At 67.9% G+C, this 13,880-nt stretch carries 13 protein-coding genes; 6 read left to right on the top strand and 7 right to left on the bottom strand.

The window, feature by feature from the left end:
• Positions 1-187: 187 nt before the first annotated feature.
• From HWX39_RS04815 to kdpA, 5 genes are all read right to left on the bottom strand, one after another.
• On the bottom strand, positions 188-940 hold the full coding sequence (locus tag HWX39_RS04815) for a response regulator (protein ID WP_175952214.1): 753 nt from the start codon (positions 938-940) through the stop codon (positions 188-190).
• The gene (locus HWX39_RS04810) at positions 937-2,643 is read right to left on the bottom strand and encodes a DUF4118 domain-containing protein (protein WP_175965790.1); all 1,707 of its coding nucleotides are present in this window, start codon (positions 2,641-2,643) and stop codon (positions 937-939) included. The genes HWX39_RS04815 and HWX39_RS04810 overlap by 4 nt, the downstream gene beginning before the upstream one ends.
• 80 nt (positions 2,644-2,723) lie before the next feature.
• A complete protein-coding gene (gene kdpB / locus HWX39_RS04805) occupies positions 2,724-4,772 on the bottom strand; it encodes a potassium-transporting ATPase subunit KdpB (protein WP_175966096.1) in 2,049 nt (682 codons plus the stop codon).
• Positions 4,773-4,828: 56 nt separating this feature from the next.
• Positions 4,829-5,530, bottom strand: a complete 702-nt coding sequence (gene kdpC / locus HWX39_RS04800; RefSeq protein WP_175965789.1) for a potassium-transporting ATPase subunit KdpC — start codon at positions 5,528-5,530, stop codon at positions 4,829-4,831.
• Between the two features lie 10 nt (positions 5,531-5,540).
• Complete coding sequence (gene kdpA / locus HWX39_RS04795; protein ID WP_175965788.1) at positions 5,541-7,244, bottom strand: potassium-transporting ATPase subunit KdpA; 1,704 nt, start codon at positions 7,242-7,244, stop codon at positions 5,541-5,543.
• Here kdpA and HWX39_RS36090 point away from each other — a divergent pair.
• From HWX39_RS36090 to hutC, 4 genes are all read left to right on the top strand, one after another.
• A complete protein-coding gene (locus HWX39_RS36090; protein ID WP_244134907.1) occupies positions 7,224-7,646 on the top strand; it encodes a hypothetical protein in 423 nt (140 codons plus the stop codon). The genes kdpA and HWX39_RS36090 overlap by 21 nt on opposite strands.
• 153 nt (positions 7,647-7,799) lie before the next feature.
• On the top strand, positions 7,800-8,114 hold the full coding sequence (locus HWX39_RS04785) for a hypothetical protein (protein ID WP_244134906.1): 315 nt from the start codon (positions 7,800-7,802) through the stop codon (positions 8,112-8,114).
• Positions 8,115-8,293: 179 nt separating this feature from the next.
• Positions 8,294-9,421, top strand: a complete 1,128-nt coding sequence (locus tag HWX39_RS04780; protein ID WP_175965787.1) for a porin — start codon at positions 8,294-8,296, stop codon at positions 9,419-9,421.
• Between the two features lie 182 nt (positions 9,422-9,603).
• Positions 9,604-10,299, top strand: coding sequence for a histidine utilization repressor (gene hutC / locus HWX39_RS04775; protein WP_175965786.1), 696 nt, complete (start codon positions 9,604-9,606; stop codon positions 10,297-10,299).
• 15 nt (positions 10,300-10,314) lie between these two features.
• On the opposite strand, the gene HWX39_RS04770 is transcribed toward hutC, so the two are convergent.
• Positions 10,315-11,556, bottom strand: coding sequence for a glycosyltransferase (locus tag HWX39_RS04770; protein WP_175965785.1), 1,242 nt, complete (start codon positions 11,554-11,556; stop codon positions 10,315-10,317).
• 94 nt (positions 11,557-11,650) lie between these two features.
• Here HWX39_RS04770 and HWX39_RS04765 point away from each other — a divergent pair, with 94 nt between their 5' ends.
• Together HWX39_RS04765 and HWX39_RS04760 are read left to right on the top strand one after the other, a co-directional pair.
• Complete coding sequence (locus tag HWX39_RS04765) at positions 11,651-12,271, top strand: TetR/AcrR family transcriptional regulator (RefSeq protein ID WP_175965784.1); 621 nt, start codon at positions 11,651-11,653, stop codon at positions 12,269-12,271.
• Positions 12,272-12,577: 306 nt separating this feature from the next.
• On the top strand, positions 12,578-12,931 hold the full coding sequence (locus tag HWX39_RS04760; protein WP_175952223.1) for a hypothetical protein: 354 nt from the start codon (positions 12,578-12,580) through the stop codon (positions 12,929-12,931).
• A gap of 37 nt (positions 12,932-12,968) precedes the next feature.
• Here HWX39_RS04760 and HWX39_RS04755 read toward each other — a convergent pair whose 3' ends face one another.
• Positions 12,969-13,799, bottom strand: a complete 831-nt coding sequence (locus tag HWX39_RS04755) for an alpha/beta fold hydrolase (protein WP_175965783.1) — start codon at positions 13,797-13,799, stop codon at positions 12,969-12,971.
• Positions 13,800-13,880 lie beyond the last annotated feature (81 nt).

Below are 13,880 nucleotides of genomic sequence, written 5' to 3'. Positions count from 1 at the left end.
CGACACTCCAAGTTGTACATACAACTTTGCCTTTTCCGCAGGCTCGCCAGCAATCCGTGTTTATCTCTAATTGTCGGCGGAATGGGATCGCGGGTCGCAAATTTCCTTATATTTCAATTAATTAAGCATTACGACAAGCTAAACGACCGCTTTCTCCGCGCCTCGGCGCGCGGCCGGGCGCCGGCTTTCACTTGTCTAGACCAGGCAACGCCGCGTCGCGCGGCCCGGCCGCCATGCCGACCGTCTCCAGGCCGACCAGCCGGTAGCCGAACTGCAGCTCCGTCAGCAGGTGCCGCGGGCGCGCGGGCACCGGCTCGAGCTTCTGCCGCAGGTTCGTCATGTACACGCGCACGTAATGCGCGCGGTCCGCGTCGTGGATGCCCCAGACCTCCGCCAGCAATTGCCGCGCGGCGATCACGCCGCCGCGCGCACGAATCAGCGCGGCGAGCAGCCGGAATTCGAGGCGGGTCAGATGGACGGGCTCGCCGCCACGCGCGACTTCGTGCTTGCCGAGATCGACCGTCACGTCGCCGAACCGCACGATCGACGACGATTGCCCGTCGGTCGACACGAACGCCGCGCGCCGCAACTGCGCACGCGCCCGGGCGAGCAGTTCGGGCACGCCGAACGGCTTGGGCAGGTAATCGTCGGCGCCCGCATCGAGCGCCGCGACCTTCTCCACCTCCTGCTGCCGTGCCGACAGCACGATCACCGGCACCGTCGACCATTCGCGCAGCTCGCGGATGAACGTCTTGCCGTCGTCGTCCGGCAGCCCGAGATCGACGATCACGAGATCGGGCTTGCTGCTCGCCGCATACATCCGCGCCTCGCGTGCCGTCGACGCCTCGCAGGTGTCGAGCCCCTCCTGTTCCAGCGCCATCCGCACGAAACGGCGGATGTCCGATTCGTCCTCGACGATAAGTACGCGCGATCTGATCATGTCCGGCTCTCGTGTTCGATGTCGGGCGGCGCGCCCAGTGGCAGGCGAATCTCGAACCGCGCGCCGTGCGGATCGAGCGGCACCGCGCGGATCGAGCCGCCGTGCGCGTTGACGATGCTGCGGCACAGCGCGAGCCCGAGCCCCACGCCGCTGATCGACGATTCCTTGCGTTCGCGCTCGAACGGCTCGAACAGCGGCTCGGTATTGCGCGCAATGAAGCCGGGCCCGTCGTCCTCGACGAATACGTAAAGCGTTTCGCCGAACACGCGTGCCCGCACCGCCACGGCCGCGTCCGTGCCCGCGTATTTCGCCGCGTTGTCGAGCAGGTTCATCAACACGCGCTCGATCAGCAGCGCGTCGACGTCGATCAGCGGCAGGTCGGCGGGCAAATCGGCGCTCACGTCGCGGCCGGCCAGCACGCCGGCCGAATGCGCGAGCGCGCTGCCGACGATCTCGTCGAGCATGTGCCACTCGCGATTGAGCCGCACGCCCTCGCTCTGCATGCGCGCGAGATCGAGCAGGTTCACGACGAGTCCGTGCAGCGCCTCGGCCTGGTTGCGAATGCCGTGCGCGAGCGCGGCCGGCTGGCCGTCGGCCAGCCGCTCGGGTCGCTCCAGCGTCTCGGCGAGCCCGCGGATCGCGGTCAGCGGCGTCTTCAGGTCATGCGACACCGCGGCGAGCAGCGCATTGCGCAGCCGCTCGCCTTCGATCCGCACGAGCGTGTGCTGCGCGACGCCAACGTAGTGCACGCGTTCGAGCGCCATCGCGATCGACGAGCACAGCGCATCGATCAGGCGGCGATCGTCGGGGTCCGTGGGCACCGGCTGCGCGTCGCCGAACAGCACGAGCACGCCGCGCACGCGCATCGGCGCCTTCAGCGGCAGGTATTGCGCGGCCGCGCGCTCGAACGGCGGCAGCCCGCACCCGGCGCCGCGTGCATGCTCGTAGACCCAGCGGGCGATCGGTGCTTCGACGAACCCTGCGTGCTGCGCCGGCAGCAAACGGTCATCCGCATCCGGCAGCACGAGCGCGACACGCACGCCGAGCAGCGGCGCGATCGTGCCGGTGCAAATCGAGGCGATCTGCTCGGTCTCGATCGCAGCCGACAGGTCGTGCGCGACCCGTGCGAGCGCGGCCGAGCGTTTCTCGTTCGCGCGCGCGGCCCGCGCCTCCGCGCGCAGGCGTGCCGCGAGCTGGCCAATCGCGAGCGCGACGGCCAGCATCAGCGCGAACGTGAACACGTACTGCGTATCGGACACCGCGAACGACAGCCTCGGCTCGACGAAGAAGAAGTCGAAGCAGCCGACGCAGACGAACGCGGCCCACGCGCCGGCCAGCCGGCCGAGCCGCAGCGCGATCAGCACGACGGTCATCAGGAACAGCATCACGACGTTCGACAGGTCGAACACGCGCAGCAGCGCGCTCGCCGCCAGCGTGGCCAACGCGCACACGAGCGTGGCGAGCAGCAGCGGCATTGCGTACTGCGATACCCACGCGTGCGTGCGCGGCCGCGCTTCGCGCACGGCCAGCGTCGGCCGCGTATCCGGCCCCGCCCCCGCGATGCGGTCGGCGAGCGCCGCGCACGCGCGCAGCACGCCTCGCCAGCGATCGCGGCGCGCGCCGTCCCCGCCGCGGCGGGCGGCGGTGTCCCGCGGCCCCGTTGCCCGTCGATTCGCTTCGCTCACGTTCACATTCACATCCATGATCGCTTCCGGCAATTGAAACGCCGAACGGCCCCGCGCACGCCGTGAAGGCGTGAACGGGGCCGCGACGGCGCATTCGGTCAGATAAACGGCGTCAACAGCATGTCGATCAGCTTGATGCCGATGAAGGGTGCGACGATGCCGCCCACACCGTAGATCAGCAGGTTGCGCCCCAGCAGCGTCTCGGCCGGCTCCGCGCGATACTTCACGCCCTTCAGCGCGAGCGGGATCAGTGCGACGATGATCAGCGCATTGAAGATCACCGCCGACAGGATCGCCGACGTCGGGCTGTGCAGCCCCATCACGTTCAGCGCGCCGAGCGCCGGATACGTCGCCACGAACGCAGCCGGGATGATCGCGAAATACTTCGCGAGATCGTTGGCGACGCTGAACGTGGTGAGCGCGCCGCGCGTCATGATCATCTGCTTGCCGACCTCGACCACCTGCATCAGCTTGGTCGGGTTACTGTCGAGGTCGACCATGTTGGCCGCCTCTTTCGCCGCCTGCGTGCCGCTGTGCATCGCGACGGCCACGTCGGCCTGCGCGAGCGCGGGCGCGTCGTTGGTGCCGTCGCCCGTCATCGCGACGAGATGGCCCTTCGCCTGGTGCTCGCGGATCAGCCGCAGCTTGTCCTCGGGCGTCGCTTCCGCCAGGTAGTCGTCGACGCCGGCTTCCGCCGCGATCGCGGCCGCGGTGAGCCGGTTGTCGCCGGTGATCATCACGGTCTTCACGCCAACCTTGCGCAACTCGGCGAAGCGCGCGGCGATCCCGTGCTTGACGATGTCCTTCAGCTCGATCGCGCCGAGCACGCGCGAGCCGTCGGCAACGACGAGCGGCGTGCCGCCGCGCCGCGCGATATCGTTGACGGCCGTCTCGACCGCGTGCGGAAACGCACCGCCCAGCGCATCGACGTGTGCGCGAATCGCCGACGCCGCGCCCTTGCGCACCTGACGCTCGCCGATGTCGAGGCCGCTCATCCGCGTGCGCGCGCTGAACGGCACGGTGATGCTGCCGGCGGTCGCGGCCAGGTTCAGCGAGAAGCGCTGCTTCGCGAGCGCGACGATCGAGCGCCCCTCGGGCGTTTCGTCGGCGAGCGACGACAGTTGCGCGGCCTCGGCCAGCGCACGCTCGTCCACGCCCGGCGCCGGACGGAACTGCACGGCCTCGCGGTTGCCGAGCGTGATCGTGCCGGTCTTGTCGAGCAGCAGCACGTCGACGTCGCCGGCCGCCTCGATCGCGCGGCCCGACGTCGCGAGCACGTTCGCGCGCATCATGCGGCTCATCCCCGCGATGCCGATCGCCGACAGCAGCGCACCGATCGTGGTCGGGATCAGGCAGACCAGCAGCGCGATCAGCACGGTCAGGCTCACCGCCGTGCCCGACGCGTTCAGCAGCACGCTGAACTGCGAGAACGGCAGCAACGTCACGCACACGAGCAGGAAGATGATCGTCAGCGCGACGAGCAGGATCGTCAGTGCGACTTCATTCGGCGTCTTGCCGCGCTTCGCGCCTTCGACCATCGCGATCATCCGGTCGAGGAACGCTTCGCCCGGTTGCGCGGTGATCCTGACGACGATCCAGTCGGACAGCACGCGCGTGCCGCCCGTCACCGACGAGAAATCGCCGCCCGATTCGCGGATCACCGGCGCGGATTCGCCGGTGATCGCCGACTCGTCGACCGACGCGACGCCGTCGATCACTTCGCCATCGGCGGGAATCGTGTCGCCGGCCTCGACGAGCACGATGCTGCCGGCGGCGAGCTCGTCGCTCGGCACGCGATGGCAGGTGCTGCCGTATTGCTTCGGCTCGTCGAGCACCTTCGCGTACACACGCTTGCGCGCCGCGCGCAGGGCGTCGGCCTGCGCCTTGCCGCGCCCTTCGGCCAGCGCCTCCGCCGCGTTCGCGAACAGCACGGTGAACCACAGCCAGCTGGCGACCGCGAAGATGAAGCCGGCCGGCGCGTCGCCCGTGCCGGTCAGCGCCTGCAGCCACAGCACGGTCGTGACGATGCTGCCGAGATACACGACGAACATCACCGGGTTCTTCAACTGGACGCGCGGCGCGAGCTTGCGGAATGCCTCGCGCAGCACGGCCGTCCAGCGCATCGGCGGCACGACGCCGACCGGCATCGCCGCCGGATTGATCGGGGTTTCGATATGGGACATGAGTGACTCCGTGGTTCCTGCTATTGCTTCGCGCCGGCCGCCTGGCCGAATGCTCGGTCCAGCGCGAGGTTCAGGTCGAGCACGCGCACGCGCGGTTCGCCGAGCACGCCGAGTTGGCGCGGCAACGCGATGCGCTCGACCAGCGCCGCCACCCGGGCGGCATCGACACCGCGTGCCCGCGCGACCCGCGCCGCCTGCAGCCGCGCGTTCGCGACCGAGATCTCGGGATCGAGCCCCGACGCCGACGCGGTCACGGCATCCACCGGCACCGGCGTGCCGGCGGCGAGCGCGTTCTCTTGCCGGTAGGCGCGCACACGCTGCGCGATGTCCGCGAGCAGCTTCTTGCTGGTGGCGCCCTGGTTGCTGGCGCCGCTGCCGGCCGCGTTGTACGGCTGGTCGACCGTCTTCGACGGATCGGCCGGATCGGCGCCGACCGTCGCGCTCGGCCGCCCGTGGAAGTAGCCCGCATGCGTGAATGGCTGCCCGATCACCGCCGAGCCGATCGTCGTGCCGCTGCGCTGCACGAGACTGCCGCGCGCCTGCGACGGGAACAGCACGTTCGCGACGCCCGTGGTGAGCAGCGGATACGCGATCCCCGTGACGAGCATGAACAGCACCGACGACGCGATCACGGGCCGCACGAGGCCGCGCGTCGCCGCGCCGAACGAAGAACCGGGTGCCGGCGCGGCGGCGGCCGCTGCCTGGCGATTGCCTTGCATCATGATGTTTCCCTCAGAACAGTTGGCCGCCCGACATCAGCAGATGCTCGACGACCGGGCCGAGCGCGAGCGCCGGCAGGAACGTGAGCCCGCCGACCACCAGGATCACGAAAATCAGCAGGCCGGCGAACAGGCCCGTCGACGTCGACAGCGTGCCCGCGCTTTCCGGCACGCGCTTCTTCGCGGCGAGGCTGCCCGCGACCGCGAGCATCGGCAGCAGCGTCAGGTAACGGCCGATCAGCATCGCGAAGCCGATCGTCGTGTTGAAGAACGGCGTGTTCGCATTCAGGCCCGCGAACGCGGAGCCGTTGTTGGCCGTGCCCGACGTATAGGCGTACAGCACTTCGCTGAAGCCGTGCGGGCCGAGGTTCGCGAGGCTGTCCATCGTCGAATGCAGCATCGACGCCACGGCGGTGAAGCCGAGGATGCTGAACGGATGCGCGAGCACCGCGAGCATCACGAGCTTCATCTCGCGCGCCTCGATCTTCTTGCCGAGGAACTCCGGCGTGCGTCCGATCATCATCCCGACGAGGAACACCGTGAGGATCGCGAACGTGAACAGGTTGATCAGCCCGACGCCGTCGCCGCCGAACACGTTGTTCAGCATCATCTGCGCGATCGGCACGAGGCCGCCGAGCGGTGTCAGCGAGTCATGCATCGCATCGACCGACCCGGTGGTCGCGGCCGTCGTGACGGTGGCGAACAGGCTCGTCTGCGCGATGCCGAAGCGCATTTCCTTGCCTTCCATGTTGCCGCCCGGCTGCGCCGCGCTCATCTGCTGATCGACGCCCAGCCCGGCCACGAGCGGGTTGCCGTGCTGCTCGGCCGAATAGATCACGGCCAGGAAGCCCACGAACATCACGACGAACGCACCGAGGATCACCCAGCCCTGGCGGCGCCGGCCGATCATCGTGCCGAGCGCGTAGGTCAGCGCGGACGGAATCAGCAGCATCGACAGCATGTGCAGCGTGTTGGTGAGCGGCGTCGGGTTTTCGAACGGATGCGCGGCGTTCATGCTGAAGAAGCCGCCGCCGTTCGTGCCGATATGCTTGATCGATTCGAGGCTGGCAACGGGCCCCATCACGATCTGCTGACGCGCGCCTTCGAGCGTGGTCGCCCATGCATCGGACGCGAGCGTCTGCGGCATGCCCTGCCACACGTACACGAGCGCCATCACGAAGCTGAGCGGCAGCAGCACGCGATAGGTCACGCGGGTGAAGTCGACCCAGTAGTTGCCGATGTCCGCCGCGCTCTTGCGGCTCAGCCCGCGGATGAAGCCGCCCGCGGCCGCGACGCCGGTCGCCGCGCTGACCACCATCAGGAACGTGATGACGGCCATCTGCGAGAAGTTCGACAGGCTGCTCTCGCCTGCATACGCCTGCCAGTTCGTGTTCGTGACGAACGACGCGGCCGTGTTGAACGCGAGGTCGGGACTTTGCGCGGCGCGCTGCAGCGAGTCGAACGGCAGTGCGTCCTGGATGCGCAGCAGCAGGTAGCCGACCAGCATCATCCCGGCATTGCTGAGCAGCAGCACCATCCCGTAGCGTTGCCACGACATCGCTTCGTCGGGATTCACGCCGAGCAGCGCGTAGGTCCGGCGTTCGACCCACGCGTGGCGCGGGCTCGTAAAGGCGTGCGCGAGCCATCTCCCGACGACGGGCACCAGCGCCAGCATGATCGCGAGAACGATCGCGAATTGAATGAGATTGTTGAACATGTCGACGCTCGCTCAGATCCGGTCAAGGCCGGTGGTGAAACCCGCCGTCAAGGCAAAGAACGCGAGCGTGAACAGAATGAAAAGCAGATCGCTCATGACATTCACCGATATTTTCGAATTCCTGTTGAATCGTGCCGATCAATACCGCTCGGGTTGGATCAATGCATGAAACAGATAGATAAAGAGCGCGAGCGACAACGCGCCGGTGATCCACAACATGGCTTTCCCCTTTATTTCATATGCGCGGCAACGCCGCGCGATCGTCGGCGCAACGGACCTTGCCATGCCGGCGCAGGCCCGTGTGACGCCCCCATGCTCATCTGGCAAATGGGATGCGACAGTGTAGAAATCCGCGTATCAAAGCGGTGTTCAATTTCTTTACAGGGAATAAAAAAGCTGTAAAGACGAAAGCCGGCCGCGATGGCGTTTTTATGCGTTATTTTCAGGGCCGGGTCGAGTCTATACACCGTATCGTCATCGCGATTCCTAGAATGGGCGGCATGTCCAAGACGAGATCTTCGCGATGCGGAGCACGACGCGACCCGGGGTGCCAGCATGAAACCGACCTTCACCGAAACCGCCGCTTCACGCGACCTGCCGCCCGTTCGTGCGCGGCGCCGGTCCCCGGCCGACGAACACGTGCTGCTGTCGATCCGCGTCGAATCGGACAACCTCGCCGTCGTGCGGCGCCTGCTGCACCAGGCGGTCGGCACCGCGCTCAATTTCTATACGGCCGCGATCGACAACCGCACCGGGCGCGCATGCATCGAACTCGAAGTGGCGCGGTCGCAGGCCTCGCCCGCCATCCTGTCGATTCTTCGCCTGCTGCCGGCCGCCGAGTTCGGCACGATCCGCCTGCTGCAGCACTAGCCGGCGTCCGTTGCGGCCGCGCGTGACACGCGTCACGCGCCCGCTCCCCTTTCATCGATTCGAACGCGCGTTTCCGGAGCGAACGCGTGCGGTTCGTCACGAGCCGCGCCTGCGCGCCACCGGTGCGCGCGCCGGATCGTCGTTCCCGTCGCAACGGGTTTTTCCAGGAAGCATTCACAATGAAAAAAGCAGTCGTCGGTACCCTCTCCCTCGCATTCCTCAGCGCGGCCGCGCATGCGCAAAGCAGCGTCACGCTCTACGGGATGCTGGATGCGGGTATCGTCTATACGAACAACCAGTCGGGTAAAAGCGCGTGGCAGCAAGGCAGCGGCCTGCTGTCGAACACGGTCTTCGGCCTGAGCGGCAGCGAGGATCTCGGCGGCGGCCTGCATGCGCTGTTCCGCCTCGAGAACGGCTTCAACCTGAACAACGGCACGCAGTCCTACAAGAACACGATGTTCGGCCGCCGCGCGTATGTCGGCCTGCAGAGCGACCAGTACGGCGCCTTGACGCTCGGCCGGCAGTACGACGCCGTGGTCGACTATCTCGGCCCGCTCGCGATGGCGAACAACGGCGACGGCAACAACCTCGCGTCGCATCCGTTCGACAACGACAACATCGACGATTCGTTCTACATCGACAATGCGGTGAAATACACGAGCCCGACGCTCGCCGGCTGGCAGTTCGGCGGCCTGTACGGGTTCAGCAACGCGGCCGGCGGCTTCGCGAACAACCGTGCGTACAGTGCGGGCGTGTCGTACGCGAACGGGCCGGTCAGCCTCGGCGCCGCGTACCTGCAGCTCAACCGCGGCGGGCTGACGGCCGGCGGTGCGCTGTCGAACAACGACGGGCCGAACTTCCCGGCGGTGCGCCAGCGCGTGATGGGCGCGGGCGGCAGCTACGCGTTCGACCGGCTGACGGTCGGCGCGCTGTGGACGCATTCGATGTTCGATGAAACGGCCGCGTCGTCGCTGCCCGGCGCGCTGAACGCGCTGCGCTTCGACAACTTCGAGGTCAACGCGCGCTATGCGCTGACGCCGGCCGTCTCGTTCGCGGGCGCCTATACGTTCACCAATGGCCGCTACGACGACTCGACCGGCAGCCATCGGCCGAAATGGCATCAGGTGACGCTGATGGCCGACTACGCGCTGAGCAAGCGCACCGACGTGTACGCGGAAACCGTGTACCAGCACCAGTTCGGCGTGCCGTCGGGCGCGACGCTCGGCTTCGCGAACGTCACGGGGCTCGCGGCTTCGTCGACCAACACGCAGGTGGTCGGGACGGTCGGCATCCGGCACCGGTTCTGACCGCACGCCGGCTGCCGACGGCCGGCCGCTCTGTGCAATCCCGCATGGACGCGCGCCGGCCGAACAGGGATCATTCGGGGAATCCGGGCCCGCGCGCCCGCGAAACCGGTACACTCGGCGCCGGGCGCGCACCGGATCGGCATTCGGCGGCGGGCCGCTGCCGACTCTGGAACCGTGATCCCATGACCACACCGATCTATCAGGAAATCAAGGACTTCATCCTCGCGCGCATTCATGCCGGCGAGTGGGCGGAAGGCGACCAGGTGCCGTCGGAGAACGAGCTGGCGCGCGAATTCAACGTCGCGCGGATGACCGTCAATCGCGCGCTGCGCGAACTGACCGCCGAGCAGGTGCTCACGCGCACGCGCGGCTCCGGCACGTACGTCGCATCGCCGAAGTACGAATCGACGCTCGTCGCGATCCGCAGCATCTCGGACGAAGTCGCCGCGCGCGGTCACGGCTATCGTGCGCAGGTGCTGCAGGTGGGCGCGGCCGTCGCCGATGCGAAGCTCGCCGACGAGCTGCAGATCGACGCGGGCAGCCCGATCTTTCATTCGCGCGTGCTGCACTTCGAGAACGACACGCCCGTGCAGCTCGAGGAACGCTGGGTCAATCCGGCCTGCGCGCCCGAGTATGCGTTGCAGGATTTCACGACCACGACCCCGAACCAGTACCTGACGCGCGTCGCGCCGCTGCAGCGCGTCGAATACCGGATCGAGGCCGCGATGCCCGACACCGAAACGCGCCGCCACCTGACGATGGACGACCGCGAACCCTGCCTGCTGCTGCATCGGCGCACGTGGTCGCAGGGGATGGTCGCGTCGGTCGCCAATCTGTGGCATCCGGGCAGCCGTTACCGGTTCACCGGGCATTTCTGACGTGGATGCGCGGGCTTACCCCGCGCCTGGCCGCCCCCATCGCTCGATCGCGCTGACGGCCCGCTTCAAGCCCCCCTCTTGCGCCATGCGCGTACCGAGTTCGAGCGCGCGCGCTTTCGTTTCGTCCCGTTCGGCAAACGCGATGGCGCGCGCCAGCGCGGCGGCGTCCATGCGCCGCCCCGCGACCGGCGCAGCGGCCACGCCGAGCCGTTGCAGCCGGTTCGCCCAGAAGAACTGATCGCCCGCGAACGGCACGACGACCGACGGAACGCCGGCCCGCGCCGCCGAATGCGTGGTGCCCGATCCGCCGTGATGAAGCGCCATCGAGACGCGCGGGAACAGCCGGTCATGCGGTGTCTCGCCGATCACGTGAACGTGCGCCGGCAGCATCGATGCATCGATGCCGCTCCAGCCCGGATAGAACAGCGCGCGGCGGCCGGCGAGCGCACGCGTAAGCGCATCGACCATGGCGGCGCGATCGAAGGCGGCCATGCTGCCGAAGCCGATGTATACGGGCCGATCGCCCGCGTCGAGAAAGGCCGAGAGATCAGGCGGCGGCTCCCATGCACGCGCATCGATTCGCCACTGGCCGCAGGCCTGCACATTCGACGGCCAGTCGCCAGGGCCGCCAAGCAGCGCCGGCGACACGCCGTACAGCATCGGATGATCGGTCCACACATGCTTGCGCGGCGGCAACCCGCACACGCTCGCGCGCGCCGCATTCGTCGCCTTCCTGAACGCCTGCCACAACAGCGCATTCACGAGCCGGTGGCTCGCGCGGTTCAGCCAGCGCGGCAGCGTCCCCGGCGGCAGGAACGGCGACGCGAATGCCGCGGTGGGTGTGATCGGGATCATGCCGGTGCCGATCGCCGGCACACCGCGATACTCGGCGACCGACAAGCCGGCGAACGACGCGAGCCCCGACACGAGGATCGCGTCGCAGCCTGCCGACGCGGCCGCGATTTCCCGCATCCAAGCGGCCGTGTTCGCATTGGCGATCGCCGCGAGCGCCTTCGACGTATCGTTGAAACCGCCACGCCCGCGCACCGCATCCGCCAATGCGCCGTCCGGTGCGATCGCACGGCGGATATCACCGGGCAACGGCGCCGACGGCACGCCGAGCGCAGCGGCCGCGCCGAGCGTCGCCGCATCGGCCAGCAGACGGACCTCGTGGCCGGCATCGATCAGCGCACGGCCGAGCGCCGCGAGCGGGCGCGTGTCGCCTTCGGTGCCGTAGGTGGCGATGACGAGCTTCATGCGTGACTCCCCGAGCACGGCGGCAATGGGTGGATTCATAAAAGTGCACGTCGTATACTAATGCAACTCGTGCACTTTCAGTCAATCCCTCGCCATGCCGACTTCGACCGACGATCCGGGCCGCCGCGCGCGCAAGCGCATCCAGATGCTCGCGCATCTCGCCGCCACCGGCGCACGCCTGTTCGACGCGCACGGCTACGAAGCCGTCACGATGGAACAGATCGCCGCGCAGGCCGATGTCGCGAAGCGCACGCTGTACAACCACTTTGCAACGAAGGAAGCCGTGCTCGCGCACTGGCTCGAAGGTGAACTCGCACGCGACCTCGCGCATCTGCAGCGCGACGTCGCGCGACGCAAGACCTTCGCGTCACGCATCGGCTGCGTGCTCGATGCGTCGGCTGCGTGGTGCGAGCAGCATCCCGCCTACCTGCTCGCGTATTTGCGCCATCGCTTCCTGAGCATCGGCGCGGTCGAACCGGAAAGCGGTGGAGAGCACGGCAGCGATATCGCACTCGTGTGGCGGCAACTGATCGCAGCCGGGCAACAATCCGGCGAACTGAACCGCGCGCTGCACGCCGACCAGCTCGCGACGTGGTTCCATCACCTGTATCTCGCGGCGATGCTGCGCTGGCTGACCGTGCTGGGGTTGTCGCTGAAACGGGAGTTCCAGGCGGTCGCGAAGCTGTTTGTCGAAGGCGCGGAAGCGAAAGACTGAGCGGCGACGGTGGCCGCTCACGCGTTCACCGGGCCGCAAGCGCCCGGGCGCGACCGCAAGCAGCGAGCGCCCGATGCGGACGCCCGCCATTCCACTGGCGACGAATCCGGCAAATACGGCGCGATAGATACATCGCGCCGCGCAGATGCATTTTTACGACGAACGCACACATCGCATGCCAAATTTCCCCTGCGGCAGTATGCTGATGTCGTACGGCTGCGCACGACGCTTCGGGTAATCCCTTCGTTTGCACGTCGTCGCACCGCCGTCGCGATCGCAATCATGCGTTGCAAGGAGGGATTCGTGATGACCACCACGCATCAGCATTTCCACCTCGAACTACGGCACGCCACCGCGCCGACCTATTTCATCAGCTACCTGTTTCCCGCGTTGCTGTTCGTGTACGAACTCCTGCGGGTCGGCCAATGGATCCGGGATCACGGGATGCAATTCGCCGCGTTCAAGCAGATGGGTTACGAGTATCTGCTGATGCTGCTGTTCGTCGGGCTGCAGATCGTCGTCGAGGCGATCTTCCTGCTCGGCGCCGCGATGCGCAAGGATCATCGCGACTTCGAGCACCGGCTGCCGAACGTGGTCCTCGGGATCGGCTGCTCGATCGCGCTGCTCGCGATCGACCTCGCGATCCAGCTCGCGTTCTGATGACCGGCGGGCGCATGCCCGCCGGCGGCCGCCACGCTCAGGCGAGCGTGTCGCGCAGGAACGTCGTCACGGCGGCCAACACGTCGCCGGTTCGCTCACGGTGCGGCATGTGCCCGCACTGGCCGAGCAACAGATACGACGACGGCCCCGCGACGCGCGCGGCGATCCGCTTCGGATGCACGTCGGACCCGTATTCGTCGTCTGCGCCGTGAATCGCGAGCGTCGCGCATGGCACGCGCGGCAATGCGTCGTCGAGATTCCAGTCGCGAAAAGCCGGCGACAGCCACGTGTCGACCCACGCGCGCAGCACCCATTCGGCCTTGTCGCCGTGATAGCGCGCGAGCCGGTCGAGCTGGCCCGGTTCGTCGAACTGCTGCGCCGCGCCGCGAATGCCGGCCAGCGTGCGATCCTCGACGAACGCCTGCGCGGCGATCGTCACGAGCGCGCGGCAACGCGCCGGATGCGCGGCGGCGCACCCGACCGCCATCCCGCCGCCCACGCTGTGCCCGAGCGCGACGAACGCGCCGACGCCCAGTTGTTCGAGCAGCGCCGCGAACGCGTGATCGGCCTCGTCGCGCACGAACGTCATGCCGAGTTTCCCCGGATGGCGATCGGAACGACCGAAGCCGAGGCGATCGTACGCGATCACGTCGCGCTGCGTGGCGCTCGCAAGCTGCGCGGGAAAGTCGCGCCACAGTTCGACGCAGCCCAGCGAATCGTGCAGCAGCACGATCGGTGCGGCCGGCTCGGGCGCGTACGGCTTCGCCGCCCCCGCCGCCCGTTGCGCCGGGCCGCCGCGCCAGCGTTTCGCGAAGAGGCACCCTTGCGGCGTCTCGACGGTGGTCTCCTCGATCAGGATTTCGGTCATGGGTCTGTCGCCTGCATGAAAGCGGCCGCCCCTCGGCGGCCGTATCGGATCCTGCGATGCTGGCCCGCGCCCGCACACGGC

Origin of the sequence: Burkholderia sp. BCC0322 (assembly GCF_902833045.1) — a bacterium.
GTDB lineage: Bacteria > Pseudomonadota > Gammaproteobacteria > Burkholderiales > Burkholderiaceae > Burkholderia.
Note: the sequence above shows the minus strand (reverse complement) of the source record. Positions and strands in the feature narration are given on the sequence as shown.

What these genes read in the sequence shown, in the direction of transcription:
- HWX39_RS04765 (WP_175965784.1), top strand. Translation starts at nt 11,651, where the DNA reads ATGCCGACTTCGACCGACGATCCGGGCCGCCGCGCGCGCAAGCGCATC.
- HWX39_RS04770 (WP_175965785.1), bottom strand. Translation starts at nt 11,556, where the DNA reads ATGAAGCTCGTCATCGCCACCTACGGCACCGAAGGCGACACGCGCCCG.
- hutC (WP_175965786.1), top strand. Translation starts at nt 9,604, where the DNA reads ATGACCACACCGATCTATCAGGAAATCAAGGACTTCATCCTCGCGCGC.
- kdpB (WP_175966096.1), bottom strand. Translation starts at nt 4,772, where the DNA reads ATGCCGGTCGGCGTCGTGCCGCCGATGCGCTGGACGGCCGTGCTGCGC.
- HWX39_RS04755 (WP_175965783.1), bottom strand. Translation starts at nt 13,799, where the DNA reads ATGACCGAAATCCTGATCGAGGAGACCACCGTCGAGACGCCGCAAGGG.
- HWX39_RS04780 (WP_175965787.1), top strand. Translation starts at nt 8,294, where the DNA reads ATGAAAAAAGCAGTCGTCGGTACCCTCTCCCTCGCATTCCTCAGCGCG.
- kdpC (WP_175965789.1), bottom strand. Translation starts at nt 5,530, where the DNA reads ATGATGCAAGGCAATCGCCAGGCAGCGGCCGCCGCCGCGCCGGCACCC.
- kdpA (WP_175965788.1), bottom strand. Translation starts at nt 7,244, where the DNA reads ATGTTCAACAATCTCATTCAATTCGCGATCGTTCTCGCGATCATGCTG.
- HWX39_RS04810 (WP_175965790.1), bottom strand. Translation starts at nt 2,643, where the DNA reads ATGGATGTGAATGTGAACGTGAGCGAAGCGAATCGACGGGCAACGGGG.
- HWX39_RS04760 (WP_175952223.1), top strand. Translation starts at nt 12,578, where the DNA reads ATGACCACCACGCATCAGCATTTCCACCTCGAACTACGGCACGCCACC.
- HWX39_RS04785 (WP_244134906.1), top strand. Translation starts at nt 7,800, where the DNA reads ATGAAACCGACCTTCACCGAAACCGCCGCTTCACGCGACCTGCCGCCC.
- HWX39_RS04815 (WP_175952214.1), bottom strand. Translation starts at nt 940, where the DNA reads ATGATCAGATCGCGCGTACTTATCGTCGAGGACGAATCGGACATCCGC.